The organism is Deinococcus hopiensis KR-140 (assembly GCF_900176165.1).
Lineage (GTDB): Bacteria > Deinococcota > Deinococci > Deinococcales > Deinococcaceae > Deinococcus > Deinococcus hopiensis.
Genome location: NZ_FWWU01000009.1, coordinates 301,160 through 324,610, shown reverse-complemented (window position 1 = coordinate 324,610; position 23,451 = coordinate 301,160). Strand labels below are relative to the sequence as shown.

Annotated in this window: 27 protein-coding genes; 11 read left to right on the top strand and 16 right to left on the bottom strand. The window is 68.2% G+C overall.

The window, feature by feature from the left end; translation table 11 throughout:
• Positions 1-7: 7 nt before the first annotated feature.
• A complete protein-coding gene (locus B9A95_RS14970) occupies positions 8-256 on the bottom strand; it encodes a DUF559 domain-containing protein (RefSeq protein ID WP_170928663.1) in 249 nt (82 codons plus the stop codon).
• 106 nt (positions 257-362) lie between these two features.
• Here B9A95_RS14970 and purF point away from each other — a divergent pair, with 106 nt between their 5' ends.
• Positions 363-1,796 carry an amidophosphoribosyltransferase gene (gene purF / locus B9A95_RS14965; protein ID WP_084048053.1) on the top strand — a complete coding sequence of 478 codons (1,434 nt, stop codon included), beginning with the start codon at positions 363-365 and terminating at the stop codon, positions 1,794-1,796.
• Between the two features lie 60 nt (positions 1,797-1,856).
• On the opposite strand, the gene B9A95_RS14960 is transcribed toward purF, so the two are convergent.
• Together B9A95_RS14960 and B9A95_RS14955 are read right to left on the bottom strand one after the other, a co-directional pair.
• The gene (locus B9A95_RS14960; protein ID WP_084048052.1) at positions 1,857-2,462 is read right to left on the bottom strand and encodes a histidine phosphatase family protein; all 606 of its coding nucleotides are present in this window, start codon (positions 2,460-2,462) and stop codon (positions 1,857-1,859) included.
• A gap of 98 nt (positions 2,463-2,560) precedes the next feature.
• A complete protein-coding gene (locus tag B9A95_RS14955) occupies positions 2,561-2,803 on the bottom strand; it encodes a hypothetical protein (RefSeq protein ID WP_084048051.1) in 243 nt (80 codons plus the stop codon).
• Positions 2,804-2,894: 91 nt separating this feature from the next.
• Here B9A95_RS14955 and B9A95_RS14950 point away from each other — a divergent pair, with 91 nt between their 5' ends.
• The gene (locus B9A95_RS14950) at positions 2,895-3,101 is read left to right on the top strand and encodes a YwbE family protein (protein ID WP_084048050.1); all 207 of its coding nucleotides are present in this window, start codon (positions 2,895-2,897) and stop codon (positions 3,099-3,101) included.
• 176 nt (positions 3,102-3,277) lie between these two features.
• Here B9A95_RS14950 and B9A95_RS14945 read toward each other — a convergent pair whose 3' ends face one another.
• Both B9A95_RS14945 and B9A95_RS14940 read right to left on the bottom strand, forming a co-directional pair.
• Entirely contained in the window at positions 3,278-5,284 is a 2,007-nt protein-coding gene (locus tag B9A95_RS14945) for a hypothetical protein (protein WP_084048049.1), read from the bottom strand.
• 217 nt (positions 5,285-5,501) lie between these two features.
• Entirely contained in the window at positions 5,502-6,383 is an 882-nt protein-coding gene (locus B9A95_RS14940; protein ID WP_084048048.1) for an SMP-30/gluconolactonase/LRE family protein, read from the bottom strand.
• Between the two features lie 9 nt (positions 6,384-6,392).
• On the opposite strand from B9A95_RS14940, the gene mutY reads away from it, so the two are divergent.
• The 4 genes from mutY to B9A95_RS14915 all read left to right on the top strand — a co-directional run bounded on the left by mutY (position 6,393) and on the right by B9A95_RS14915 (position 11,274).
• Positions 6,393-7,478 carry an A/G-specific adenine glycosylase gene (gene mutY / locus B9A95_RS14935; RefSeq protein ID WP_139807024.1) on the top strand — a complete coding sequence of 362 codons (1,086 nt, stop codon included), beginning with the start codon at positions 6,393-6,395 and terminating at the stop codon, positions 7,476-7,478.
• Between the two features lie 373 nt (positions 7,479-7,851).
• A complete protein-coding gene (locus tag B9A95_RS14925; RefSeq protein ID WP_084048045.1) occupies positions 7,852-8,682 on the top strand; it encodes an isoprenyl transferase in 831 nt (276 codons plus the stop codon).
• A gap of 242 nt (positions 8,683-8,924) precedes the next feature.
• Positions 8,925-10,607 carry an HRDC domain-containing protein gene (locus tag B9A95_RS14920; protein ID WP_084048044.1) on the top strand — a complete coding sequence of 561 codons (1,683 nt, stop codon included), beginning with the start codon at positions 8,925-8,927 and terminating at the stop codon, positions 10,605-10,607.
• A 79-nt stretch (positions 10,608-10,686) separates the two neighbouring features.
• Positions 10,687-11,274 (top strand): M15 family metallopeptidase, encoded by a 588-nt coding sequence (locus B9A95_RS14915; RefSeq protein ID WP_084048043.1) that lies wholly within the window; start codon positions 10,687-10,689, stop codon positions 11,272-11,274.
• 51 nt (positions 11,275-11,325) lie between these two features.
• On the opposite strand, the gene B9A95_RS14910 is transcribed toward B9A95_RS14915, so the two are convergent.
• From B9A95_RS14910 to xseB, 6 genes are all read right to left on the bottom strand, one after another.
• Positions 11,326-11,664 (bottom strand): (2Fe-2S) ferredoxin domain-containing protein, encoded by a 339-nt coding sequence (locus B9A95_RS14910; RefSeq protein WP_084048042.1) that lies wholly within the window; start codon positions 11,662-11,664, stop codon positions 11,326-11,328.
• Positions 11,665-11,840: 176 nt separating this feature from the next.
• Entirely contained in the window at positions 11,841-12,680 is an 840-nt protein-coding gene (locus B9A95_RS14905; RefSeq protein WP_425429949.1) for an ABC transporter ATP-binding protein, read from the bottom strand.
• Entirely contained in the window at positions 12,673-13,698 is a 1,026-nt protein-coding gene (locus B9A95_RS14900; RefSeq protein ID WP_084048041.1) for a FecCD family ABC transporter permease, read from the bottom strand. Before B9A95_RS14900 ends, B9A95_RS14905 begins: the two co-directional genes overlap by 8 nt.
• 320 nt (positions 13,699-14,018) lie before the next feature.
• A complete protein-coding gene (locus B9A95_RS14895; RefSeq protein ID WP_245808316.1) occupies positions 14,019-14,663 on the bottom strand; it encodes an MBL fold metallo-hydrolase in 645 nt (214 codons plus the stop codon).
• A gap of 15 nt (positions 14,664-14,678) precedes the next feature.
• Positions 14,679-15,311: a lysophospholipid acyltransferase family protein gene (locus tag B9A95_RS14890; RefSeq protein WP_084048040.1), complete on the bottom strand. Its 633-nt coding sequence runs from the start codon at positions 15,309-15,311 to the stop codon at positions 14,679-14,681.
• 102 nt (positions 15,312-15,413) lie between these two features.
• Entirely contained in the window at positions 15,414-15,659 is a 246-nt protein-coding gene (xseB, locus tag B9A95_RS14885; RefSeq protein ID WP_084048039.1) for an exodeoxyribonuclease VII small subunit, read from the bottom strand.
• A 65-nt stretch (positions 15,660-15,724) separates the two neighbouring features.
• Here xseB and B9A95_RS14880 point away from each other — a divergent pair, with 65 nt between their 5' ends.
• On the top strand, positions 15,725-16,396 hold the full coding sequence (locus tag B9A95_RS14880; protein ID WP_084048038.1) for a flavin reductase family protein: 672 nt from the start codon (positions 15,725-15,727) through the stop codon (positions 16,394-16,396).
• Between the two features lie 585 nt (positions 16,397-16,981).
• Here B9A95_RS14880 and B9A95_RS14875 read toward each other — a convergent pair.
• Together B9A95_RS14875 and B9A95_RS14870 are read right to left on the bottom strand one after the other, a co-directional pair.
• Complete coding sequence (locus B9A95_RS14875; protein ID WP_281255900.1) at positions 16,982-17,317, bottom strand: COG3415 family protein; 336 nt, start codon at positions 17,315-17,317, stop codon at positions 16,982-16,984.
• Between the two features lie 56 nt (positions 17,318-17,373).
• On the bottom strand, positions 17,374-18,465 hold the full coding sequence (locus tag B9A95_RS14870) for a GGDEF domain-containing protein (RefSeq protein ID WP_084048036.1): 1,092 nt from the start codon (positions 18,463-18,465) through the stop codon (positions 17,374-17,376).
• Between the two features lie 135 nt (positions 18,466-18,600).
• Between B9A95_RS14870 and B9A95_RS32335 the strand changes: the two genes are divergently transcribed.
• Positions 18,601-19,011 (top strand): hypothetical protein, encoded by a 411-nt coding sequence (locus B9A95_RS32335; protein WP_139806810.1) that lies wholly within the window; start codon positions 18,601-18,603, stop codon positions 19,009-19,011.
• On the opposite strand, the gene B9A95_RS14865 is transcribed toward B9A95_RS32335, so the two are convergent.
• From B9A95_RS14865 to B9A95_RS14855, 3 genes are all read right to left on the bottom strand, one after another.
• On the bottom strand, positions 19,008-19,364 hold the full coding sequence (locus tag B9A95_RS14865) for a DUF2089 domain-containing protein (protein ID WP_084048035.1): 357 nt from the start codon (positions 19,362-19,364) through the stop codon (positions 19,008-19,010). The genes B9A95_RS32335 and B9A95_RS14865 overlap by 4 nt on opposite strands.
• Before the next feature lie 81 nt (positions 19,365-19,445).
• On the bottom strand, positions 19,446-20,120 hold the full coding sequence (locus tag B9A95_RS14860; RefSeq protein WP_084048034.1) for a hypothetical protein: 675 nt from the start codon (positions 20,118-20,120) through the stop codon (positions 19,446-19,448).
• 40 nt (positions 20,121-20,160) lie between these two features.
• Positions 20,161-21,027 (bottom strand): DUF4097 family beta strand repeat-containing protein, encoded by an 867-nt coding sequence (locus B9A95_RS14855; RefSeq protein ID WP_084048033.1) that lies wholly within the window; start codon positions 21,025-21,027, stop codon positions 20,161-20,163.
• Positions 21,028-21,219: 192 nt separating this feature from the next.
• Between B9A95_RS14855 and B9A95_RS14850 the strand changes: the two genes are divergently transcribed.
• The 3 genes from B9A95_RS14850 to B9A95_RS14840 all read left to right on the top strand — a co-directional run bounded on the left by B9A95_RS14850 (position 21,220) and on the right by B9A95_RS14840 (position 23,427).
• Positions 21,220-22,614, top strand: a complete 1,395-nt coding sequence (locus tag B9A95_RS14850) for an RNB domain-containing ribonuclease (protein WP_084048032.1) — start codon at positions 21,220-21,222, stop codon at positions 22,612-22,614.
• Positions 22,615-22,767: 153 nt separating this feature from the next.
• A complete protein-coding gene (locus tag B9A95_RS14845; RefSeq protein ID WP_084048031.1) occupies positions 22,768-23,028 on the top strand; it encodes a hypothetical protein in 261 nt (86 codons plus the stop codon).
• A 51-nt stretch (positions 23,029-23,079) separates the two neighbouring features.
• Positions 23,080-23,427: a hypothetical protein gene (locus B9A95_RS14840; protein ID WP_170928660.1), complete on the top strand. Its 348-nt coding sequence runs from the start codon at positions 23,080-23,082 to the stop codon at positions 23,425-23,427.
• Positions 23,428-23,451: the final 24 nt, after the last annotated feature.

The following is a 23,451-nucleotide window of genomic DNA, read 5'->3' as shown; positions in this document are numbered from 1 at the left end:
TCAGAAATTACGTCCGAATGGCGTCATAGGCTCGGACGGCTTCCTCGGCGTGTTGGCTGCCGTCCAATTCAATGGCCAGCCTCGCTTCGTGACAGACGAAACCAACGATGTAGAGGCCGACAGGTCGCTGGCGGCGGACCTTGACGGTATGAGAACGGCTTCGCAAGACGCGCCAGAACATCGTCTCTTCGGACGTTTGGGGGCGACGCAACTCGCGCGCCTGCTGCGTCCCTCTCGTCCCGTTCCGGGTCGCCATAGCAGAACGTACCGCCTTGCGCCCCTCTCCCCTGTTGGGAGAGGGGCCGGGGGTGAGGGGGCGTGTGACCCACTCCATTCTCGCCACCCCTCCCCAGGAGCCACCCATGATCTTTGACCCCATCACCGACAAGCCCCAGGATGAGTGCGGCGTGTTCGGCCTGTATTCCCCCGAACCCGCCGATCTTGCGTGGCTGACCTACCTGGGCCTGTTTGCCCTGCAACACCGGGGGCAGGAGGCAGCGGGCATGTGCGTCAGCGACGGCGAGCGCTTCCACGTGGACAAGGACCTGGGCCTCGTCACGCAGGTGTTCGACGAGCGGCGGCTGGACGGCCTGCGCCTGCCCAATGCCCGCGTGAGCATCGGCCACGTGCGCTACTCCACCACCGGCTCCAATCTGCGCTTCAACTCGCAGCCGCTGACCACCCGCACAAACAAGGGCATTCTGGGACTGGCGCACAACGGCAATTTCGTGAATGCTCGCGAGGTCCGCAACGGCATGCTGATGGAAGGCGCGCTGTTTCAGACCACCAACGACAGCGAGGTTATGCTGAACCTGATCGCGCGCGAGTCGCACATGGATCTCGTGGAGGCCACCGCCAGCGCCATGAAGGAGCTGAAGGGCGGCTACGCCTGCGTGCTGATGAGCCGCACGCAACTGCTGGGCTTCCGCGATCCGCACGGCGTGCGGCCCCTGGTGATCGGGCAGCGGCCCGGAGCGGACGGACACGTGGGCGCGTGGGTGCTGGCCTCCGAGCCGTGTGCGCTGTACGCCGTGGGCGCGCGGCTGGTGCGCGACGTGCAGCCGGGCGAGCTGGTGTGGATGGACCGGGACGGCATGCACTCGCTGATGGTGGAGCCGAAGCGGCCCACACCCTGCTCGTTCGAGTGGATCTATTTTGCCCGCAGCGACGGGGCGCTGGACGGGGTGGACATTCACGAGAGCCGCATCCGCATGGGCGAGCAGTTGGCGCGCGAGAAGCCGGTCGAGGCCGACATCGTGGTGCCCGTGCCGGACAGCGGTATCGGCGCGGCCATCGGGTACGCCCGCCAGAGCGGGATTCCGTTTGACTACGGCCTGTACAAAAACCCCTACGCGGGCCGGACCTTTATCGCTCCCACGCAGGAGGCGCGAGAGCTGAAGGTCAAGATGAAGCTCTCGCCCACCAGCGCCGTGCGGGGCCGCCGGGTCATTCTGGTGGATGACTCCATTGTTCGCGGCACCACCAGCCGTCAGATCGTGAACTTGCTGCGCGACGCGGGGGCCACGGAGGTGCATTTCCGGGTGTCCAGCCCACCCATCACGCACCCATGCTTTTACGGCATCGACACCGCCGCCCGCAAGGAACTGGTGGCAAGCACGCACAGTGTGGAGGAAATCCGCGAATTGATCGGCGCGGATACCCTCGCCTTTATCAGCGAGCGCGGGCTGAGGCAGGCCATCGGCGGGCAGGGGCTGTGCGGCGCCTGCTTTACGGGGGAATACCCGGCGGGGACGCCGCTGCTAAACGATGTGGACAAGCTGGCGCTGGAGGTTTGAGGCGAGTTCTCCAACCTCGAAAGAAGCTGCCCTCCTCACAGGCAGCTTTCTTTTCGCTTATTAAGCCGTTCCGCCGCCGCTCTCTGCTTTCCGCCATACCTGGCCTTCCCTTTCCAACTCCACCCTCTCCGTATGCCCCACCCTCAAGCTGTAGGGAATGGGGTAATTGGGCTGCGGCACCAGCGGCAGGCCAAACAGATCCACCAGCAGGGTGCGGACGGCGATGGAGTGCGAGAAGGCGATCACCCGCGCACCGTCCGGCAAGTCCTCGGCCCAGCCGCGGACAGAAGCAGCCAGGGCGTGCAGGCTGTTGCCCCCCGGCGCGGGCGTACGCCACGGGTCCGCCTGCCACGCGGCAAAACCGGGGTGGGCCTGCATCTCGGCGGCGCTCAGCCCTTCCAGCTCACCGAGGTGGTACTCGCGCAGGCGGGGGTCCAGAATCAGCGGGTGGCCGGGCAGGGCCAGTTCGGCGGTTTGCACGGCGCGGGACAGGTCGCTGCTGAAGGCCAGATCGTAGGGCGGGGTGAGGTGGGCAGCCAGGGCGCGGGCCTGGGCTTCGCCATTCGGGCCGATGGGGTTGTCAGTCAGGCCCTGCCAGCGGCCCCCCTCGTTCCAGGCGGTGGCGGCGTGGCGAACCAAGGTCAGGCGCAGGGGAGCGGGGGACACGGGGGAGTGTAGAGCGTTCGGGGTAGGGGGAGATGGGGTTGGCTGGGTGGCCCCCGCACCCCTGGCTTCGCCGGGTCCTCTCCCTCGAGGTGAGAGGGTCAATGAGGCGCAGAGCGCCGAGGGGCCAGCCTCACACCCAACCCGGCCAGAAAGCCGCCCACCAGGGCCAGGGCCGTCATCAACAGAACGTTGTTGGTGGGGCTGGGGTAGTCCTGACCGCGGTTGGCGTTGGCGACCGCGTGAAGCTGGTTAATGTCGATGACGTTCTTAAACAGCAAAAACACCGCCCCAAGCGTGACGAGCACGCCCAGAATGACCACCACGCGCGAGAGGACTTGCATGGCGTCAGCATAGGAGGATGCGGGAAGCGCCACGTTTCCCGTTCGTTAGGCGTTGAGGGACGTGGAGCGAAGCGCATGGCAAGCTGACCCCATGCCTCCCACCCGTGCCCAAATTCGCCCCGGAATCACCGTGGACATCGTGCAGAAGCAGGACCAGCCCAGCGGCAAGCTCACGCGCGGCGTGGTGGCGGCCCTGCTCACCAAATCGCCCACGCATCCGCACGGCATCAAAGTGAGGCTGACCACCGGGCAGGTGGGCCGGGTGCAGGCCACCGCTCCTGATGACCTGGGGGCGTAGAGCGGTCCTGGCCAAAACAGGCCAAGTGCGCGGGGAAAGCTCCTTTTCGGGCGAGCTTTCCCTACGCACCTGTTTCTTGTGTGGCGCCTGCACTCTGCCTGAGCTGGGAAACGTCAGGTCACTCCGCCTTCAGCCGCGGTCCCCTGCATTGCCCAGCTCAGATGCCCAGGGACCCTCTACCGTCCATTGCCGTTTCCAGGCTGGGCAGGCGGCGTTCCACCATTGCCTCCCCCATTCCCGTTTCCAGGCTGCGCGGGCGGTGTCGCGGGTGATGTACCCGGCTGGACGGGTGGCGTTGCGCCGTTTCCATTCCCGTTTCCAGGCTGGGCAGGCGGCGTTCCACCATTGCCTCCCCCATTCCCGTTTCCAGGCTGCGCGGGCGGTGTCGCGGGTGGTGTGCCCGGCTGGACGGGTGGCGTTGCGCCGTTTCCATTCCCGTTTCCAGGCTGGGCAGGCGGCGTTCCACCATTGCCGTTTCCGGGGTTGCCGCCTGTGGGGCAGCCTTCCTCAGGCGCAGGAATGATGTCACCGTGCCCACTGTGGGTGTCCAGGGCATTTCGGCTGATCGTCACGCTCACGTAGGGGTTGGATTCGCTCGCCGTCCGGTGGCACAGGGTGACCTTGTCGTTCTCGTTGGTGTTGCCCTCGCCCCGCTGGACCGGGGGAGTCGTCCCGGCGGGCGGCGCAGAGACATTGCCGTTGCCGCCAGCGTTCCCGTTGCCCGCTCCACCGCCATTCCCAGCGTCGGTCCCCGCTGGGCATCCTCCCGCGGGCGCAGGAATGATATCGCCGTGCCCACTGTGGGTGTCCAGGGCATTTCGGCTGACCGTCACGCTCACGTAGGGGTTGGATTCGCTCGCCGTCCGGTGGCACAGGGTGACCTTGTCGTTCTCGTTGGTGTTGCCCTCGCCCCGCTGGGCCGGGGAAGCCGTTACATTGCCGTTTGCGGGTGTCAGCGCGGCGTCTCCCGTCGTGGCGTTTGCCCCGGTAGGGCATCCCCCAGCCGGAACGGGAATGATGTCGCCGTGTCCGGTGTGGGTGTCCAGGGCACTTCGGCTGACCGTCACGCTCACGTAGGGATTGGATTCGCTCGCCGTCCGGTGGCACAGGGTGACCTTGTCGTTCTCGTTGCCATTCTCCGGCGGGGCCGCTCCGTCCTGCGGAGTGCCTGCCCGGACGGCCTTCGCGGGAAGAGCGGGGACCGTGGTGGCGGGAAGAGCCGCGTTCCCCCCATTCGTGGCGCCCGTTGCAAAACGCGTGTCGGTGGGGCATCCCCCAGCCGGAACGGGAATGATGTCGCCGTGTCCGGTGTGGGTGTCCAGGGCATTTCGGCTGATCGTCACGCTCACGTAGGGATTGGATTCGCTCGCCGTCCGGTGGCACAGGGTGACCCGGTCGTGGTCGTCCCGGATCACTGCGGCGGAAGGCTTCCCGGGAGCCGTGGACGTGAGCCCGGGCTGGGCCCCAGGTTGGGCCATGACGGCTCGCGCGACCTGGGGCTGGGGCGGCACGAGTTGCGCGGAGCCGCGGAGCAGGCGCACGTTTCCGACCGGCATGGGTGCGGGCACGCCCCCCGGCCGGGCCAGGCTGTAGCGGGTGGTGCGCCCGTTTTCCACATGGACCAGGTAGGCGGCGGGACCGGAAGCGCCGGCGACAGGGACGAAGAGGCCGCCCCGATAGGTGGCCACCGGGCGCATCTTCCAGTCCAGCAGCGCGGCCATGACCGAGGGGGACAGGTTTTGCAGCACTTCGCCCGCGGTCATGACAACCGCTGTGTCGGGCGGCGTGCCCGCCATGCCCTGGACTACGGCCACCGCACCCGGAACCACCAGCACGTCGCGCAGCATCATGGTCCGGCCCGCCATCACAGGCTGGCGCAGGGGATAGCGCAGGGTCTGGCCGCCCCGGGTCACGAGCAGGGCGGTGCCCGGAGCACTGCCGGCGGGCAGCGTCACAACCGGACCGCTCAGTTGGGCCAGGCGTGTTCCCTGACCGCTCAGGAGCACGGGCGCGCGCCCCTCACGCACCAGGTCCTCGGCGCTGACGACAACGTTCGCCATAGGGGCGGCGGTGCGGATGGGAGCTGTGGCCGTCGCTGGGGCCTGAACCTGGGGACCGGCTCCACCGGCAAAGGCGTGGGACACGAGGCAGAGGGCAGCAGAAATGAAAAGCACATTTTTCATCTTCGTTTCCTTTCGGGAGGCGTTGGTTGCGGTAACACCAACTTAGACCCATTCCCTCCAGGCTGCTATTCAGCACAAATTCATTTGAAGATGCCCCGCCAGAGCTTTAAAACTTGATGGGCAGCTGACACAAAAGGAAGTGAAGTCCTTCATGGACAGCCCTGTCTCCTTCTGTCACAGACCGGATCAGAAGGAGGGCCAGCGGGAACCCCTCCAATCAGAAACGGCGTTCCCGCACCCGCGTGGGAATGTGGTACAGGCTGCCCGTGGCCGTGATGAAGAGGTCCGTACCGTCCCGTCCGCCGAAGCACAGATTGGAGACAGTTTCGGGCACCGGTACGCGCCCCAGCTCTTCCCCGTCCGGCGACAGGATGTGCACGCCGTCGCCCGCGCTGCTCCAGACGTGCCCAGCCTCGTCCACCCGCAGGCCGTCGGTCAGGCCGGGGCGCACAGTGGCCCAGCGGCCCTGCAGCTCTGCTGTCCCTCCGGGCGTCACGCGGTAGGCGTAGATGTGGCCCTCGCCGTCCCCGGTATCGGCCAGCAACAGGCGGTCCGCCGAGGGGAAGGCCAGGCCGTTGGGCTGTACACGCTCCCGGATGGGCGCGGTCAGGGTCCCGTCTGGCGCGAGGCGGTAGACGAAGTTGCCGGGCTGCTCCTTCTCGCCACCGTACCCTTCCTCAGGCTGGTCTATGCCGTAGGTGGGATCGGTAAACCACAGGCTGCCGTCCGGGTGCAGCGCCACGTCGTTGGGACTGCTCAGGCGGCGGCCCTCGAAGCGGTCAGCCAATGTGGTCCAGGTGCCGTCCGGTTCCTGCCGCATCAGGGCGCGCAGGCCGTGAGAACAGGCGATCAACCGGCCCTCCCGGTCCAGTGTGTGCCCGTTCTGGTGGTGGCTGGGGTGCATCTCCACCTCCATGCCGCCCTCCTGGGTCCAGCGCCAGGTACGGTTTTCGCGCACGTCGCTGAACAAGACGGCCTGTCGGCCCGGCAGATAGACGGGACCCTCGGCCCAGGTCAGGCCACTGCCGAGGTGGGTCAGGACAGCACCGGGCGCGAACAAATTGAGGACTTCGGGACGTGTGGCGAGGATGGCGGTCACGGGACCATGATGCTTCCCCCCACGGTCCTCGCGGCATGCTCCGGCTACACTCGCGCGGTGACGCCCTCCTCCCCTCACCTCCCCGCCGTCCGTGCGGCGCTGCTGGCGTGGTTTGACCGCTCAGGCCGTGCGCTGCCGTGGCGCGTGGGACCGGAAGGACGGCGCGATCCGTACCGCGTATGGGTGTCGGAAGTGCTGCTGCAGCAGACGCAGGTGGTGCGCGGGCAGGTGTACTTCGAGCGCTTCATGACGGCGTTCCCGACGGTGCAGGCCCTGGCCGCCGCGCCCATAGAGGCCGTGCTGAAAGCCTGGGAGGGCTGCGGCTACTACGCGCGCGCCCGCAACCTGCACCGCGCGGCAGGTAAGGTCGTGGGGGAGGGGCTGCCGACGACCTATGAGGGCTGGCTGGCCCTCCCCGGCGTGGGCCCTTACACGGCGGCGGCGGTGGTGAGCCTGACACTGGGGGAAGCGCGGGCCGTGAACGACGGCAACGTGCGCCGGGTGCTGGCCCGCCTCCACGGCGAGAAACAACCCACCGACCCCTGGGTGCAGGCCCGCGCCGACGACCTGCTGGACCCCGAGCGGCCTGGGGCCTTCAACGAGGCGGTGATGGACCTGGGGGCCACAGTCTGCACCCCCAAAGTGCCGAAGTGCCCCGACTGCCCGGTGTCCCTGTGGTGCGCGGCCTTCCAGTCCGGCCAGCCGGCGGCCTACCCTGCACCCAAGGTGCGTTCCGCCGTGCGTGAGATGCGGGCCGTGGCGCTGCTGCTCGGGGATGCCCGGGAAGCGGTCCTCGAACGCCGCGAAGGCACCCTCCTCGGCGGCCTGATGGGCCTGCCCACGGAAGTCGTGGACGAGGGGGAAACCCCCGACCAGGCCCTCGCCCGCCTGGTCACCCGCCTTGGCGCGCGGGTCACCGGCGAACTGGGCACCGTCACCCACACCATGACGCACCGCCACGTGACCTTGACTGTCTTTACGGGCGTGGGCGGCCCAGGCAGAAGCCAAGTGGCGGATGAGCCTCTGCCCCGCCTGGACCACAAGGCGCTGGAGTTGTGGACACGGCGGGAGGCTTCGCTGTTCGGGACGCATTGAGGGGTGACCCCCTCTCTGCGGGCTGTCCCGGTCACCCCTGGCTGTGCGAGGCCCTCCGCGGGAGAGGGGCAACACCGCCTCCACCGCGCTGCCCACTTCACTGGCCAAAGCCCACCAAGGCCGCCCCTACGCGAACTGCACGGACCTCTTCCGACGGAACGGGACAGCCGCATACGCCTTCAGGAGCGCGGCTGAGCCGGGGCAAAAGGAGGCGCCCACAACCTGGCTCGCGGGCCTGTAGAGCTGCGGAGCAGAGCGCTGCCTCTCCCTGCCCCTCCAGCCCCACCTTTCCAACCCCAGACAACGCAACCCTCCCTCCTGCCCCTTTCGGTTGAAGCCTCCCTCAACCCCACACGTTAAACTGACCCCCGTCATGCCAACCCCCCCCCTCAAGCTCGCCCTCCGCACCGTACAAAAAACGCGGGACGCGGTGCGCGGCGCGCTGCTGTGGGGCTACGAGCAGCGTCTCGCCCGCGACGTAAAGGCCCACGGCAAACTCCCCCGCCACCTCGGCCTGATTCTGGACGGCAACCGCCGTTATGCCCGTGCCAGCGGCTTGCAACGCGAACTCGGCCACTCCTTCGGGGCCGACAAGGCGCACGAGGTGTTGCAGTGGTGTCTGGAACTCGGCATTCCGGCGGTGACCATCTGGGTGCTGTCGACCGACAACACCAGCCGGGACGCGGAAGAGATCGCGCACATCCTCAAGCTGCTGGAGCGCGAGGCGAGAAACCTCGCCACCGATCCGCGCATCCACGCCAACCGGGTGCGGGTGCGCGCCATTGGACAGCACGAGAACTTCCCCGGCCATGTGCTCGACGCCCTGGAAGAACTGGAACGCAAGACCGCCGGTTACGACGGGATGCAGCTTAATATCGCCGTGGGCTACGGGGGCCGCGAGGAAATCGTGGACGCGGTGAAGCGCTTCCTGAGCGGCGAGGCGGCGGCGGGGCGCACGCTGGAGGAGGTGGCGGCCGCGCTGAAGCCTGAGCACGTCAGCGCGCACCTGTACACGGCGGGCACCCCGGACCCCGACTTCATCATCCGCACGAGCGGCGAAATCCGCCTGAGCGGCTTCCTGCTGTGGCAGAGCGTGTATTCGGAGTATTACTTCTGCGACGTGTACTGGCCGGGCTTTCGCCGGGTGGACTTTCTGCGTGCCCTGCGCGACTTTCAGGGCCGGGACCGCCGTTTCGGGAAGTGAGCGCGGGCAGAGGAACAGGGCGGGGACAGGAACGACGCCGGACGTCCAGCCCGTCACCAAGGACGGTCAACGGGTGGCTGCACGCCGGCGAAGCGTCCCGCTGGCAAAACACTTTCTGAGGGAGCGCCTGCTCCGGGAACATGCCGAACAGCTCCTCTTTCCCAGGGCTCCCCCTCCCCACGGACACGTTCCCCAAGAGAGTCCTACCCCAGCCCGGGGGCCCCGTGCGGCACAATGGGGGCATGACTGGCAACCGCATCCCTTCCCGCTCCGCCCTGCGCCCAGACGCCCGGATGGTGACCCTGCACGCCGAGCGCGGCGATCCCCACGCACGACTGGCCGAGGCCCTGGCCGACCTGGAGGGCGCGGACTGGGGACTAACCCTGGCCGGCGAGGCAGCGCTGGCCCGGCAACTGGCCGCGCTGCTGGGCAGCGGCGTGCTGCGCGTGGATGAGCGCCTCGGCGTGGACCGGGCCGCCCTGGCCGAGCAGGGGCTGGCCGCCGCCGGACTGGAGGCCGATTGGACCGGCGCGCGGGCCGTGTGGTTGGCCGAACCCGACGAGCGCACGCTGCGCCGCGCAGAACGGGCGGGCGTGCCGGTGATTGTGGACGGCACCCTCGCCCCGGGTGGCCAGTGGTTCACGCAGGGCGCGGCTTACGTGACCTACCGCAGCGGCGTCACCCTGACTGGCTTCGCCGAACCCCGCCTGGCGCTGCTGTTCGGCCACGGCGCGGCCCCCGCCCCCGCCGCCCCCGCCCCCGCCGACATCACCGTGGCGCTGGCCCTGCGCGACGTCGCCACGTTGCCTCTGCGTCTGGCGCGGGCCGCCCGCACGACCGGTCTGCTGGCCGAGCGCCTGGGGGGCCGCGCGCTGCCCCTCGGGCCCACCGCCCTGCTGCTGCCGCCCGACGCCGCCCCCGACACGCCCCAACTCCCCGGCGGCGTGCTGGCCGCCACCCGCAGCGTGGACGGCGGCGTGGTGCTTGCCCCCGGCCTACAGGACGTGGACGCGGCCCTCGCCCTGCTGCACGGCGGGCGAGACGACTCCACACGCCCCAGCTCCGCACCCCATGCGGAAGAGGTGGAGGCGGCCCCCGCCCTCGCCCCACGCCAGGAGGAAACGCCCCTGGCCTCTCCGGACCCGCGTCCCGCACCTGAGCGCGCCCAGTTCGGCCGCAGCGGGTTCCAGCGTTCCCAGCCTGCCCTCCCCCGCACTGATGTGCCCAGTACCGATGTGCCTGTTCCCGACGCCGCCGAATCTGGCGCGCTGGGCCGCATGACCTTTGAGGCTCCCGTACCGGTAGACCGCGCGCCGCAGCAGCGGGAGGAACCGGCAGAACAGACCCAGGTGGAAGAGCGCGACCCAGCGGCCGAGGAACCGGCCAGCGAGGAAACCTGGACCCCCGAAATCGTGTTCAGCGGCGACGTGCCCGATGCGCCCGCTCCCCTGCCCATGCCGGTGAGTGCGGGGCCCGACGCACCCGAGCTGGAATTAACGCCTCCCCTGGCCTCCGCTCCGCAACCGCAAGAGACCAGCGGGGAGGAAGAAGCCGAGGATCCCGCCTTTGATCCCCAGAACGCAGCGCAAGCCCCGGAACCGGAAGATGCGCAGGCCGGAGTCGCCGGGCCCACCCCCGGGCCCGAACTGGCTCCGGACCTGCCGGCGGCGAGCAGCGGCGCACCCGACCCCACCGCCGACCTTACCGACGAGCAGGCCGCCGTCTTTGCCCGGCTGCGCGAGTGGCGCAACGCCGAGTCCAAACGCCAGGAGGTCAGCCGCTTCATCATCGCCAGCAACGCCACCCTGGCCGAGATCGCCCGGCGGGTCCCCTACACCCTGGAAGACCTGCGCGCCGTGCGCGGGATGGGGCCCGAGCGCCTCAAGAAGTACGGCGAGAAGATTCTGGAAGTGGTGCGGGGATAGGCGCTGCGCCGGGCACTCTCGCTCCTCGCCGCCGGGCTGCTGCTTCCTGGCGCGGGCCTATCCATCATTTCTGATCCCGGTGGACGGCGCCGCGCTGGTTTGGCGCGGTGGAACGCGAACCCCGCTGCAGCATGCCCAGGCCGCGAGCTACCCCGCGCTGCTGGACCACCCCGGCCTGCTTGATCAACTTGCCGCGCGGTATCCCGCCTGTCAGCCCCTGCACGTCCCCGCCTGGAAAGAGGACCCAGGCCGGGGACGCGCCGAGGCCTTCTTCAGCCGGATGTACGGGGACTCTCCGGCGCAGGTGGCGCCGCGACTGGACACCATAAACTGGTTCGGGCAGCCGCTGCGGGTGAACGGCGCGGCGGCCTTGCTGCGGGCGGTGGCGGCGGACCTTGCCCGGCAGCCTGGGCTGCGGCCCTACGCTCGCCGCAGCGTGCACGCCTACGGAGCGGCCACCGACCTGAACCTGCGTTTCTCGGACTCCTGGCTCTGGAAGGGCGATCGGGAAGGCCAGCGCGGGATCCGCGACCGCAACCGGATGCCCCCCGCCCCCGTGTATGTGTTCGAGCGCCACGGGTGGATCTGGGGCGGGCGCTGGTACCACCATGACGCGGTGCACTTCGAGTACCGCCCAGAACTGACCGGGGCGTGGCAGTGCCGGTGAGGCAGGGCCAGGCGCCGCGCGAAAGCAGGGAGGTGGCCCGCTCCCCGGGCCCTACTCCGGCCCGTATTTCCCCTCGCCCGGCAACGCGGCCTCCTCGTGGAGGGCTCCGGCGATCTGGACGGCGAGGGGAAAATCCACCGCCGCATACCAGCCCTCCTCCAGGGCCCCGTTTCGGTGACGGTACACGCAGAGGGTGGGGCCGAAAGAACAGGCCCCCAGGCAGCCGCTCTCGGTCAGGCGGACGCTGCCACCCCTCTTGTAATAGGCCAGTGACGAGCGCTCCAGGTGGTTCCAGAGGGCTTTTTGCAGCAGCACCGAGCCGCGCGCCTGGCAGTTGGGGCCCTGGCAGACGAGGAGGTGACCGCGTGTGGAAAAGTATTTGGGGGGCATGGACAGGGCAAACTTTCGGTGAGCGAGGGGCGGAGCGCGGTTGAAGAAGGATTCCGGTTTATCCGTTGTGCAATAGAGCTGGTTCACACGAGCGGAGCAAGCGGGAAAAACGGTGACACAGAGGCGTGGAAGCACCGGAGCGGAGGAACCAGGGAACGGATGGTCCGGCAACCGTGTCAGCCGGTCGGTCCCTCTGCCTCATCTTCAGGGACCACGAGGGGGCGTCCGGCGTCCCACAGGATACGGACCCGGACGCCGTAAGCGGTGAGCAGGTTCCCGGGGGTCAGCACCTCGTCCGGCGCACCCTGCGCCACCACCTGCCCGGCGTTCAGCAGCACCAAGCGGTTTGCCCGGGCAGCCAGGTTCAGATCATGCAGCACGGCCACCACACCCAGCCCCCGGGCGGCCTCGGCGCGAACGTGGCGAATCACGTCCAGACCATAGGCGAGGTCGAGGTGATTGGTGGGCTCATCCAGCAGCAGAAAGCGCGGCTGCGCGGCCAGCGCCCGGGCCAGCGAGACGCGCTGGCGCTCACCGCCGCTGAGTTCGGCCACCCGCCGCCCGGCGAAGCGCAGGGTGTCGGTGCGCTTCAGGGCGTCCGCCACCGCCTCCTCGTCCACCTGGGTCCAGGGCCGCATCGGGATCAGGCCCCAGCGCCACTCCCCGGCCCCGCGCCCCAGCGCCACCACGTCGCGCACCCGGGCGTCACCGGGCAGCGCCTCGTCCTGCGCGAGGTAGGCGACCGTCCGCGCCCGCTCGGGCCGGGCCCAGCCCCGCAGTGACCGGTCCAGCAGCCGCACCTCGCCCGAATCCACTCCATTTAACCCCAGCAGCGCCCGCAACAGCGTACTCTTGCCCGCTCCGTTTGGCCCGACGATGGCGGCAAATTCACCCTCTTTGAATGAGACGCTCACCCCCCGCACCGCCGGAAAATCCCCCGCCCGAACGTGCACGTCCAGCGCCTCCAGCGTGCCTCCACTGGCGACTGGCGACTGGCGACCGACCGCCCTATTCACCCCGCCTCATCCGCCACAGAAAAAATGGCCCTCCGATCAGCGTCGTGACCACGCCCACCTGCGACAGGATGGTGGTGCGCGCCACAAGATCTGCGAGCACGAGCAGCGCTGCGCCCGCCAGCGCTGAGACAGGCAGCAAGACGCGGTGCCCCGCGCCCCAGCCTCGCCGGACGAGGTGCGGCACCATCAGGCCCACGAAGCCGATGATGCCCACATAGGCGACGGCGGCGGCGGTGGCAACGCTCGCGGCGATCACCACCAGCAGGCGCAACCTCTCGACGGGCACGCCGAGGCTGCGGGCGGTGAGGTCTCCAAGTTGCAGGGTGTCCAGCGCGCGCCCCAGGGCCACGAGGACTCCACAGCCCACCAGCGCGTAGGGCAGCACCGTGCCAACATCGTGCCAGCCGCTGAAGCCCAGGTCGCCCAGCGTGTAGGCCAGCACCTGCCGGGCCCGGTCCTCCCCGCGCAAAATCAGGAAGGTGGACGTGGCGCTCAGCACACTGCCCACCACCACGCCCGACAGGATCAGGCGCGTGGTGGGGAAGCGCCGCCCCTCGCGCGCCAGGGCCAGCGTGGCCGCCACCGCTCCCAGCGCCGTGACGAGTGAGACGAGGGGAATGATCACGCGCGGCCACCCCGCCACGATGCCCACCGTGGCTCCCAGCCCTGCACCGCTCGCCACGCCGAGCAGGTAGGGATCGGCCAGTGGATTGCGAAACACCCCCTGAAAGGCGCCGCCACACAGCCCCAGGCACCCGCCCACCACAAGCCCCATCACCACGCGGGGCAGGCGAATCTGCCAGACGATCACGTCATTGCCCGCGAGTTCCGCGCGCCCTCCTCCCAGCGACAGCAGCCCGCGCCACAACGCCCCCAGCACTTCACCCGGCGGGATGTTCACGCTGCCCAGCGCCACTGCCAGCACGACGATGGCGGCGAGCAGCAGCGCGAGCAGGCCCGTGCGCCCCAACTGCCGGGCCGGACGGACGGCCTCGGCTGCCACCCGCTCCAGGCTCATGGGAGGCGGGTGGGGACGGCGAGGGGCGGGGAAGGGAGGAAACGGGATTGGGGCATAGGGAAGGCACCTCCGGTCCACACGGAAAGCGCCGCCCGGGTGGGGGCGGCTGGGGAGAGCGTCCTGGGCCTCCGACCGGAAGGGCGTGAGGCGGGGCGCATCCCTCCACTCCGCGGGAAGTCAGGCCGCCGAACCCCCCGCCAGTCTGGGAAGGGCCGGGGCGGGAACCGGTGTTCGGACTTCGGCCCCGTTTGCCCGGGGCCGTAACCGTTGCGCGACAGTGCCGGATTCTCACCGGTCTTTCCCCGCGCCCGCCTCGCCGACTATACCGCCCGGCCCTCCCGCTCAGGCCAGGGTGCCCTCTGCCAGCCGGGCGAGCTGTCCGGCGGCGTGTCTTCCCGCACCACCCAACCGTGGTAGGCCAGCACGGTCGTTACAGGGAGGGCCGCCAGCTTCTGTAGGCTGCGCAGGGCTTCGGGGAGGTTCACCGTGGCGCGCTCCAGCGGTCCGCCCGGCTGTCCCTCCTGGGCAGTGAGGGCGTCGCCCGCGATCAATACGCCCTCCCCCAGCAGACTCAGGCGACCCACCGGGCGTCCCGGCGTGGCGACCACGAGCACGCCGCCCGCCGAGTCCATTACCTCGCCGCCTTGCAAGACCCGGGTGACGGCGGCGCGCGGTGGGTCGGAGAAGAGGGCGATGAGCGGGCCGTGCCGCTCCGACGGCAAAGCCGCGAGCATCTCGGGCGCCGGCTGCTTTTGCCCTTCCCCCTGCATGCAGGGCACCTCCGCCCCGACGCGGCCAGGCCAATGCCAGCTCAGCCAGCGCCGCCCGAGGATGTCCGCCATGCCGGGAAGGCCGGTGACCACCAGGGTTGCCCCGTGCGCCGGATCCAGAATCAGGGCCGGAACAACCACGGTGGGCGTTCCCATCATGGCGTCGGCGGGCACGGCGGAGACGTGCTCGCTCATCCGGATGGCGTCAGGCTACCCCACCCGGTTTCCCACCGCTCCGGCCAGTTCCTCGATGCGCTCACCGATGGTGGCGGTCAGGGCCTTGATGCCGCCCGATGCGGGGATGGGCGGCCCGAAGCGGATGATCCAGCGTCTTCCTTCACGGCTGAGGCCCACCGGAAGGACTGGCGCCTTGCCCTTGAGGGCCAGCAGCGCCACGCCGCCCTGCAGCTCACCGCCGCCGCGCGTGCCCTCCGGGAAGATGCCCAGCGTGCCGCCCGACTGCAGAATGCGCAGGCTGGTCCGCACCGCACCCAGATCATTACCCTGACGGTCCACCGGAAAGGAGCCCCCGGCGCGGATGATGTCGCCAATCACCGGCACAAACAGTTCCTTTTTGGCCATGAACTGCAGGGCGCGGCCCGGCGGGAGGGCGCGGGCGATCAGGAAGGGGTCCAGGCTGGTGCGGTGGTTGCCCGCCACGACCAAGGGGGTACCGGGCGGCGGCACATGTTCGCGGCCATGCACCTCCAACCGCATGCCGCGCAGAAACACCGGCAGCGTCATCACGAACACCACCAGGCGGTACACCGGCAGACTCACCCGGGGCACGTTCACCCCTTCCGTGGCCGGAGCATGGGACGCGGAAGAACGGACTTCACTCATGGGGCGAGGATACGCCCACGTTCGCCGCGTTGCAGCCGGGAAGCCCTCCTGAACGCTGCGGGGGTTACGCCAGCCTGCCGGACCGCCTTCCATACCCATTCATCAGAATGGACTGTCTCCCTCGTCCGTGGCAGCTTGCTCCAGTGCAGGCGCAGCCGCGTCCGCCTCTTCCTCCTCCGCCCACTCGCCGGCCAGCACGGCACGCACGGCCTCGATGCGCTCCCGACAGGCGGCGTACGCGGCGCGGGCCTCTTCGAGCAGCGGCAGCACGCGGTCCAGGTCTGCCTCGCCGCCCTCCAGCTCGGCAGCGATGCGCGAGAGGCGCGCGTAGGCCTCGCGGTAGGTCATGGGCTCGGGGACGCGGGAAGGAGACACCCGGCGAAGATAGCGCCGCCTGACCCTACCCTGGGGGCATGTCCAACGCCTCCGAGATTCATTCTTTCGACTTCGCCGCCCTCTCGGCCGCCGAGCGCTACAAGCTCGTCACGGGCGTGGTGGTGCCCCGGCCCATTGCCTGGGTCAGCACGCTGGGCGTGGGCAGAGCGGTGAACCTGGCGCCGTATTCCTTTTTCGGGTTGATGGGCTCGGACCCCGCCGTGGTGGCCTTCGCTCCCGGAGACCGCCCGGACGGCACCCCAAAAGACACGGCGCTGAACATCGGTTCCGGCGGCGAGTTCACCGTCAACCTGGTAAGTGACGAACTCGCCGCCACCATGAACGCCACGGCCACCGAGTTTCCCCACGGCACGGACGAGGCGGGGGTGCTGGGCATCCCGCTCGCGCCCGGCACGTATGTGCGCGTGCCGCGCGTAGCCGCGAGCCCCGCCGCGCTGGAATGCCGCGAAGCGCGCACCGTAACGATCGGCCGCACCCGCGTCATTCTGGGCGAGGTGCTGGGCCTGCTGCTGCGCGCGGACGCCCTGACAGACCCGGCGAAGCTCTATGTGGATACCACAGCCCTTGATCTGGTGGGCCGGATGGGAGGGCGGGGAACATACACCCGCACGCGCGACACCTTCGTGCTGGACCGCATCCCCTATGCACAGTGGCAGCAGGCCCAGGAAAGGGAAGGTCCGCAGGACTGAACCGCTCCCTTAGCGCATTTGTCCTAAAGATATTGAAGGCTGAGCATGTCGGAACCAGGCGTTGATGTCCTGCGCATGAACCGCTTTGCAAAGCGGTTCGTATGGCACAGATAAGGCCGTCGACTGCTCGACAAGACCCTGCCCTTACGGCTTCAAACCTCAGAGAACATCAGCTCAATAGGATTAAAGTCCAGGCCGCAGGATGAAAGGAGCAAGAGCCGACAACCCTGTGCCTCAATGGGCGTTTGAATAGACGCTCCATGATGAACCGACAGATTGTCCATGCCAACGATTCATCCTGGGTGTAAGGCAGGACAGAGCAAATGGCAGATGTATCACTCGAACGACGAACCGTTGACAGCCCCAGTCAAGACGAAGGGGACCACCGGTCCCGTGAGCTGTAGGGCACAGATCAGTGTCTGGTTGCGTCCCTGATTCCTGGGAACATGGGTTCACCCAGTCCTGTGAGCACGCGCATATCCACGTGTCGTGGCCGTGTTCAGGCCACTTTCGTCCGAGAAGACCAGCTGTTCTGGATAAGTGCGCTCCGGACTCAGGTCATTGAGAGACTGCCGTCGCCTTTCTTCACTTCGTTCGCACGCGACCAGCGTTTTTTTTACGCGTAATGTGGTGCTTGCGGAACACCCGGTCGACAGTCTTAAAGCTGACCTTCAACCCTGTCGCTTCTTCGAGCATGCTCGACCAACGTCGCGTCCTGATGCGCTTCGAGTTGTTTGAGCAGTTGCTGTTCGTGCAGGAGTGTGACCCGTGGGGGACGTCCAGAAGACCGACCTCATGCAACGTTCCGAGGCGCTGCTTTTCCAGATAGGTGTCTACGGTTTCGATGCGCATTCGGTACAACCGGGCGGCCTCTTTCCGAGGCTGTCCGCCTTCGACCGCCGCCACCACGCGTTCCCGCAGATCCAGACTGTACCCTCGCCCCCAACTGGTTTCATGCTCTTATTATGACAAATGCTCTAGTGCGCCAACTTCACGCGCGCCCGGCCCTGACGTTTGGCGGCGTACAGCGCCTCGTCGGCCCGTTCCAGCGCGGCCTCCACCGTCTCGGCAGGCCGGGCCTGGGCCACGCCACAACTGGTGGTGACGTGCCCGGCGGTGGGGTGACGCGACCCGGCGACGGCCACCTGCAACCTCGTCGCCACCGCGCCCGCGCTGGTACGGTCCGTGTTGGGCAAGATCACCAGGAATTCCTCGCCGCCCCAGCGCCCCAGCAGGTCTTCCTCGCGCACCGTCTGGCGCGAGATGCTGGCGACAGCCTGCAGCACCTGATCGCCCACCGCGTGCCCGTGGGTGTCGTTGACCTCCTTAAAGTGGTCCAGATCGAACAGAATCACGCTCCACGGCTCGCCCGTCCGCGCGGCCCGTTCGTGCTGAGCGTGCAGCCAGGTCTCCAGCTGACGCCGGTTGGCGAGCCCAGTCAGGCCGTCCACATGCGCGAGCCGCGCCGCCCGCTCGGCCCGCACGATGGCGTACAGGTACTGTCGGAGCAAACCGCCCTGCAGGTACAGAAACGCGATGAAGGTGGCGTGGGTGAGGTACATCTGCATCAGGGCGTTGCCATGCTCTTCCTTGATGAAGGCTGGAATCGCAGCCGAGAACCAGAAACCCGCCCCCACCGCCAGCAGCAGGGCGAACCACCCCAGCGAAACGCCCAGCGCCACCGAGCGCCGAAACACCAGCGCCGCGACGAAGTAGTTCAGCGCCAGCCAGAACGCGTATCCGTCCAGCCCAGCAGCGCCGCCACCGCCACGAACGAGCAGGGTCTCGCCCAGCCGCGCCACACCGCCCACCCCCTCGAACAGCAGTTCGGCGACGCCCACCACCGCCAGCGCCCGGGGCCGGAACCACAGCCAGGTGAACAGCACGGCGTTCTTGACCACGATAAAAGCGAGCGCTCCCTGATCGGACGGGGAAAACAGCCAGCGGTTACTGAAGCCCAGCGTGACGATGGACGCGATCAGCACACACGCGAGGATGACGAGCAGTGAATTTCGCCGGAACTGAAACTCCGGCGAGGATGTCACGTCCCGGCGATCTCGCCACGGCATACTGCCTTACCCCGGTCGACAGGGCCAGGTTGCCCGCCACGTCCGTACCCGCTGATTCATGATTCAAATTGTAGCTTTACAATTCGTCAAGTCCGCCTTCATTCTTTGGGGTGCTGCCGTGGGGGATATCCCGCCTTGGCCCACATCCACACGGTGAGCTGGCGGGAAACCTACCCCGCTCTAATGCCGCCCGACTTTCTGGAGGACATGACCGGCGCGGCCCGCTGCATGCAAAACGGCTCGGCCCCCACCCACCTGGAGGTGGGGGCCGAGCCGTACACGTTGTACGCCCCGAAAGCCGCTCACGGGCAGGGTACCGGCGCGCTGCTGCGCGGCGTGGTACGGGGGCTGTACGCAAGGGGGCACCGGTCGGGGAAGTCCAGTCGCTGGCCCTGTAGGTCTCGGCGGCCAGGCACACCGGGGCGTGGTAGCTCCAGGAGCCATGAGGTGGGAAAAACCCGGGTCCCCCTTTCCAGTGGCGGCGGGCCACACGAGGCCCAGCTGGTCTGGAGCCATCTGGGGCCGCTGCTGGCAGAGGGTTGTTAGCGCCGCAGCTTGCGCGCCGCCTCGTCTGGCGTGATTTCGCCGCGTTCCAGGCTGGCGAGGACCTCGGCCTGGGGATCTGCCAGTTCGGGCTCGTAGCCAATGGCGCGCAGCAGGGTATCGAAGCGGGCGCGTACGGTAGGGTAACTCAGGCCCAGCACCCGCTCGACTTCCTTGAGGTTGCCGCGCACCCGAATGTACAGGCGCAGAAACTCCAGGTTCTCTGGCGTCAGGGTGGCGAATTCGTTGAGTTCGAAGACGCCCCGCACGGTAACGCCGCTGGTGGGAAAGCGCAACTCGGTGACAAGGGGCGACTCGGTTTCGTCGGGAAAGGGCAGGGGAAGGGGTCTGGACATGGCTCTACTCTAGGCAGAGGGCGAAGGGCCGGAGCATCGCGAACCTGAAGCTTAAGCTCTCGCCGCCTTCCACCCTCGGCCTCACTTCAGTGAGATCCGCACGCTGTTGCCCGCGCTGTCCTCGGCGTTGATCAGCTCACCGGGGGGTGGGGACGATTCAATCAGGAGTTGCAGCGCCTCGATGCTCAACCCCGCGCGTTCCAGGGCCTGCTGCCCGTGTGCGGGAATGAGCTTGTTCAGATGCGGGGCGAGGCTGACGGGCAGATTGGCGTTGTACTCGTCGCCTGCGCTCGACTCCACCTGCACGTTCAGGATGCGGGCGGTGCCCATGCCCGCACCGAAGTGGGGTCCGGGTGCCGGGCGTCCCCAGGGCGGCCCGCCGTGAAAGGCACCCTCCACTGCGCCCGTTAGGTGGTCCACGAAGCCGTCGATGTTGCCCGTCACGCGGTCCATCAGTTCGTCGAGTCCGCCCACCGTACGGCCTCCCACCACCACACGTGGGGGCCGGGGCGGCTGCACAGGTCGGGGAGGTTGTGGCGGCACGGGGATGTCCTTCACACCGCGCAGCAGCAGCAAGTGTTCGGCAACCTGCCCAGTATCGAGGTCCTCCCGACCCAGCAGCGAGGCGATCAGTTCGCGGTCACTGTCTGTCAGCGCCAGCCGGGGGCTAAGGGCGGCGAGCAGAGGCGCGGCATCTTCCAGGCTCAGCCTCCCCGCGCGCACGAGGTCCAAGAGCCGTTTGACTTTTTCTTTCATCTGCCGTCACCGGCCTTTCTGGGGAAGGGCGACCCGGCCTTCATGCCGTTACCACCTTGATTTGCCCGGCCGCCACCTGGCATGAGAGTTGCGCCTCGCCGCCCCCGAGTTGCCCGGTGTAGCGGTTGTTGAGGAAGCCGCCGCTCTTGTGTGTGGGAAAGTCCGCCTTGAACGCCCCCACGGTGACCTCGGCCTGCACATTGAGGCTGGAGCCTGGCAGCAGGTGCAGGGTGGCGTTGCCCGCGTTGACCTCCAGGCGGTGCTCGCCGCCAACCAGTTGACCGGTCCAGCGCAGATTGCCGCCGTTCACGCTCGCGATCAGCGCCCGCGCGCCCTCCAGCGTCAGGTTGCCCCCGTTCACGGTCAGGTGGGTGGGACCGCCCATCTCGGCCGCGTTGAGGTTACCGCCGTTGACGTTGGCCTCCAGGCTTGCGGCCCGGCCCATCCGCACGTTGCCACCGTTGACCTCAGCCACCACCCCGCCGCCCAGGTCCGGCAGCGTCAAGTTGCCGCCCTCCACTTTCGTGCGGGCATGGCGGGGAGCAAAGGGGACTGTCAGGATCGCCCGCAGGGTTTCGCCGTGGTAATGGCTGCGGCCGATGCGCGTCACCCGCCAGCCTTCCGGGGTGGCCGTTAGCGAGAGTTCGCCCTCGCGGTTGGCGCTGAGCTGCGGCTGGGACACCCCGGCGTCGTACAGCACCGTCAGGTTGTAGCCGCTGACGTGCAGGTCCAGGTCCGGCGGCACGTCCTCTCCGCCCGCCGAGGTGGACGTGAGAAACAGTCCCGCTGGGCCCACTTCTGCATGGGTGCCCTCCAGCAGGCCGGCGGCCTCCTCGGCGGTGAGTTTGCCTTCGGCCACCAGACGCTCGACCTGGGCGCGGAAACCCTCATTCGCGTGTTCATTCATGTGCTCCTCCTTTGGCACCATGGAAACATCAATTTCTAATTTTGTCAAGTATGGGTTTCTATTTGGTCCCGCGCGCAGGTAAACTCGGCCAGTTTAACCGAGCAGAATCCGCACTTGCCGCAGGATGGGGAGAAAAATATAAAGTCACTCTTTACATTCCCGAACCACGCTCTGGCCGCGTATTCTCGGGGTATGACTGCCTCCTCTCCCCTTCCCGAACTCACGCCCGTCCAGCGGACCGAGGTAGAACTCGTCGCGCGGGGCAAGCAGGACAAGAGCCGGACCTTGCGGGACCTGGGCCAGGCCGAGACGCCGGAAGCTGCCCACACCCTGCTGCTACGCCTGGAGTTGTGGACCGAGGCCCGGACCCCCTACGCGGACCGCTTGGGCGCGGCCCTCACGCCCGTGACGCTGGAGATGCCCGACTTTGGTGACGAGCCCCGTCTGGACCTGACGCACCTGGCCACCTACGCCATCGACGACGAGGGCAACCGGGACCCTGACGACGCGGTGGGCACCGAGGATCTGGGCAGTGGACGCACCCGGCTGTGGGTACATGTCGCCGACGTGGCGGCCCTGGTGCCGCCGAACAGCCCTCTGGACGGGGAAGCGCGGGCGCGCGGCGCGACGCTTTACTTGCCGGACCGCACCATCGGAATGCTGCCTGACGCCCTGGTGGAACGGACCGGACTGGGACTCAGCGAAACCACGCCTGCCCTTTCCATTTCGCTCGATCTGGACGCGGACGGCAACGCCGACGCGGTGGATGTGGCATTGACTCGGGTGCGCGTAACGCGCCTGACCTACGGCGAGGCCCAAGCGAGGCTGGAGGCAGGTGAGGAATCGTTCGTGACCCTGTCCCGCCTCGCCCACGCGAGCCGCGCGCTGCGTGAGTCCGAGGGAGCGCTGAGCATCGACCTCCCCGAGGTGCGCGTGAAGGCGGACGACTCTGGCGCGACTGTGCTGCCGCTCCCCAAGCCAGAGATGCGTTTCGTGGTGCAGGAATGCATGACGCTGGCGGGCTGGGCCGCCGCCATCTACGCCGACGATCACGGGCTGCCCCTGCCCTTTGCCACGCAGGACGCGCCGACCCGCGACGTGCGTGGCGAAACACTGCCCGCCCACTGGGCGCGCCGCAAGACGCTGGCCCGCACCCGCTTTCAGCCCTCGCCGGGGCCGCACCACGGCATGGGCCTGGACCTGTACGCTCAGGCCACCAGTCCCATGCGGCGGTATCTGGACCTGGTGGTCCACCAGCAACTTCGCGCGCAGCTGACCGGCAAGGAGCCGCTGACCGGCAAGGAAGTCGCCGCCCGCGTGGCCGAAGCCGGGATGAACGCCGACGCGACCCGCCAGGCCGAGCGCCTCAGCCGCAAACACCACACCCTGCGTTATGTGGCCGCTCAACCGGAGCGCGAATGGGACGCCGTAGTTGTGGACCGCCGCGGCCCGCAGGCCACCCTGCTGATTCCAGACCTGGCGCTGGATCTGCCCCTGAGCACCCCAGCAGCCCCAGGGACTGCCCTGAGGGTCCGCCTGACGGACGTGAACCTCCCCGCCTTAAGCCTGCGTGCAAGAACGGTGTAAGAGCCGCTGTGGCAGGGAGAAGGGCCAGAAGTACGTGCCTGGCAGGACAGAACAAATTTTTGCTGCTGTGGGCGTACAGATCTGGCTGTACCACGTTCAAAATCCGGTTCACCTTTCATTCATGTCCCGGGGGGCATGTTTACACTCAGGGCCATGAACGGCGTGCGAACCGACATCGTGTCCCTCCGGATGAGCCACTGCCGAGCCGAACACGCCGCCCTGGGAGCCCAGTACCACCTGGCTGTCCTTCACTACCGCGAGTGCCTTGAAGCGGCCGAGCGCCGCGAGGACATTCGCGCCATCGAGTTCTTTGCCCTGAAGCTCGCAGGCTGCTACGAGAAGATGGGCTTTCACGACAAAGCCGCGCAGTTCCGGGCCCTGGCCTGTTCCGGCGACCTGCCGCTGTTGGGCTGACCACCGGAAAACCATCAGCTTTCCTTCAGGGAACGCGGGCACAGTACGGCCATGCGCTCCCTTTTTTCGGCCCTCCTGCTGACGCTCCTTTCCGTGGCGGGAGCGGCCCGCGTCATCCTGGTTCCCGGGCAAACGGCCCAACTCGGTAACCAGACCGTCACTGTGCTGCGGGTGCAAGACAGCCGCTGCCCCATCAACGCCCGGTGCATCCAGGCGGGTGAACTCAAGGCGAGCGTGCTCGTCATCCAGGGCAAGACCAGCAGGAGCCGCCTGCTGACGCTGACGCTGCCCGAGAAGCCGGGGACGGCCTGGGCCGGGCTCCGCCTCGCGTCAGCCACCGAAGTCGAGATCGGCAAGAAGGCGCCCCTTCGGCTGACCCTGACCGACGAGCACCCCTGAAGCTGAGGGCGCATCTGTGACCCG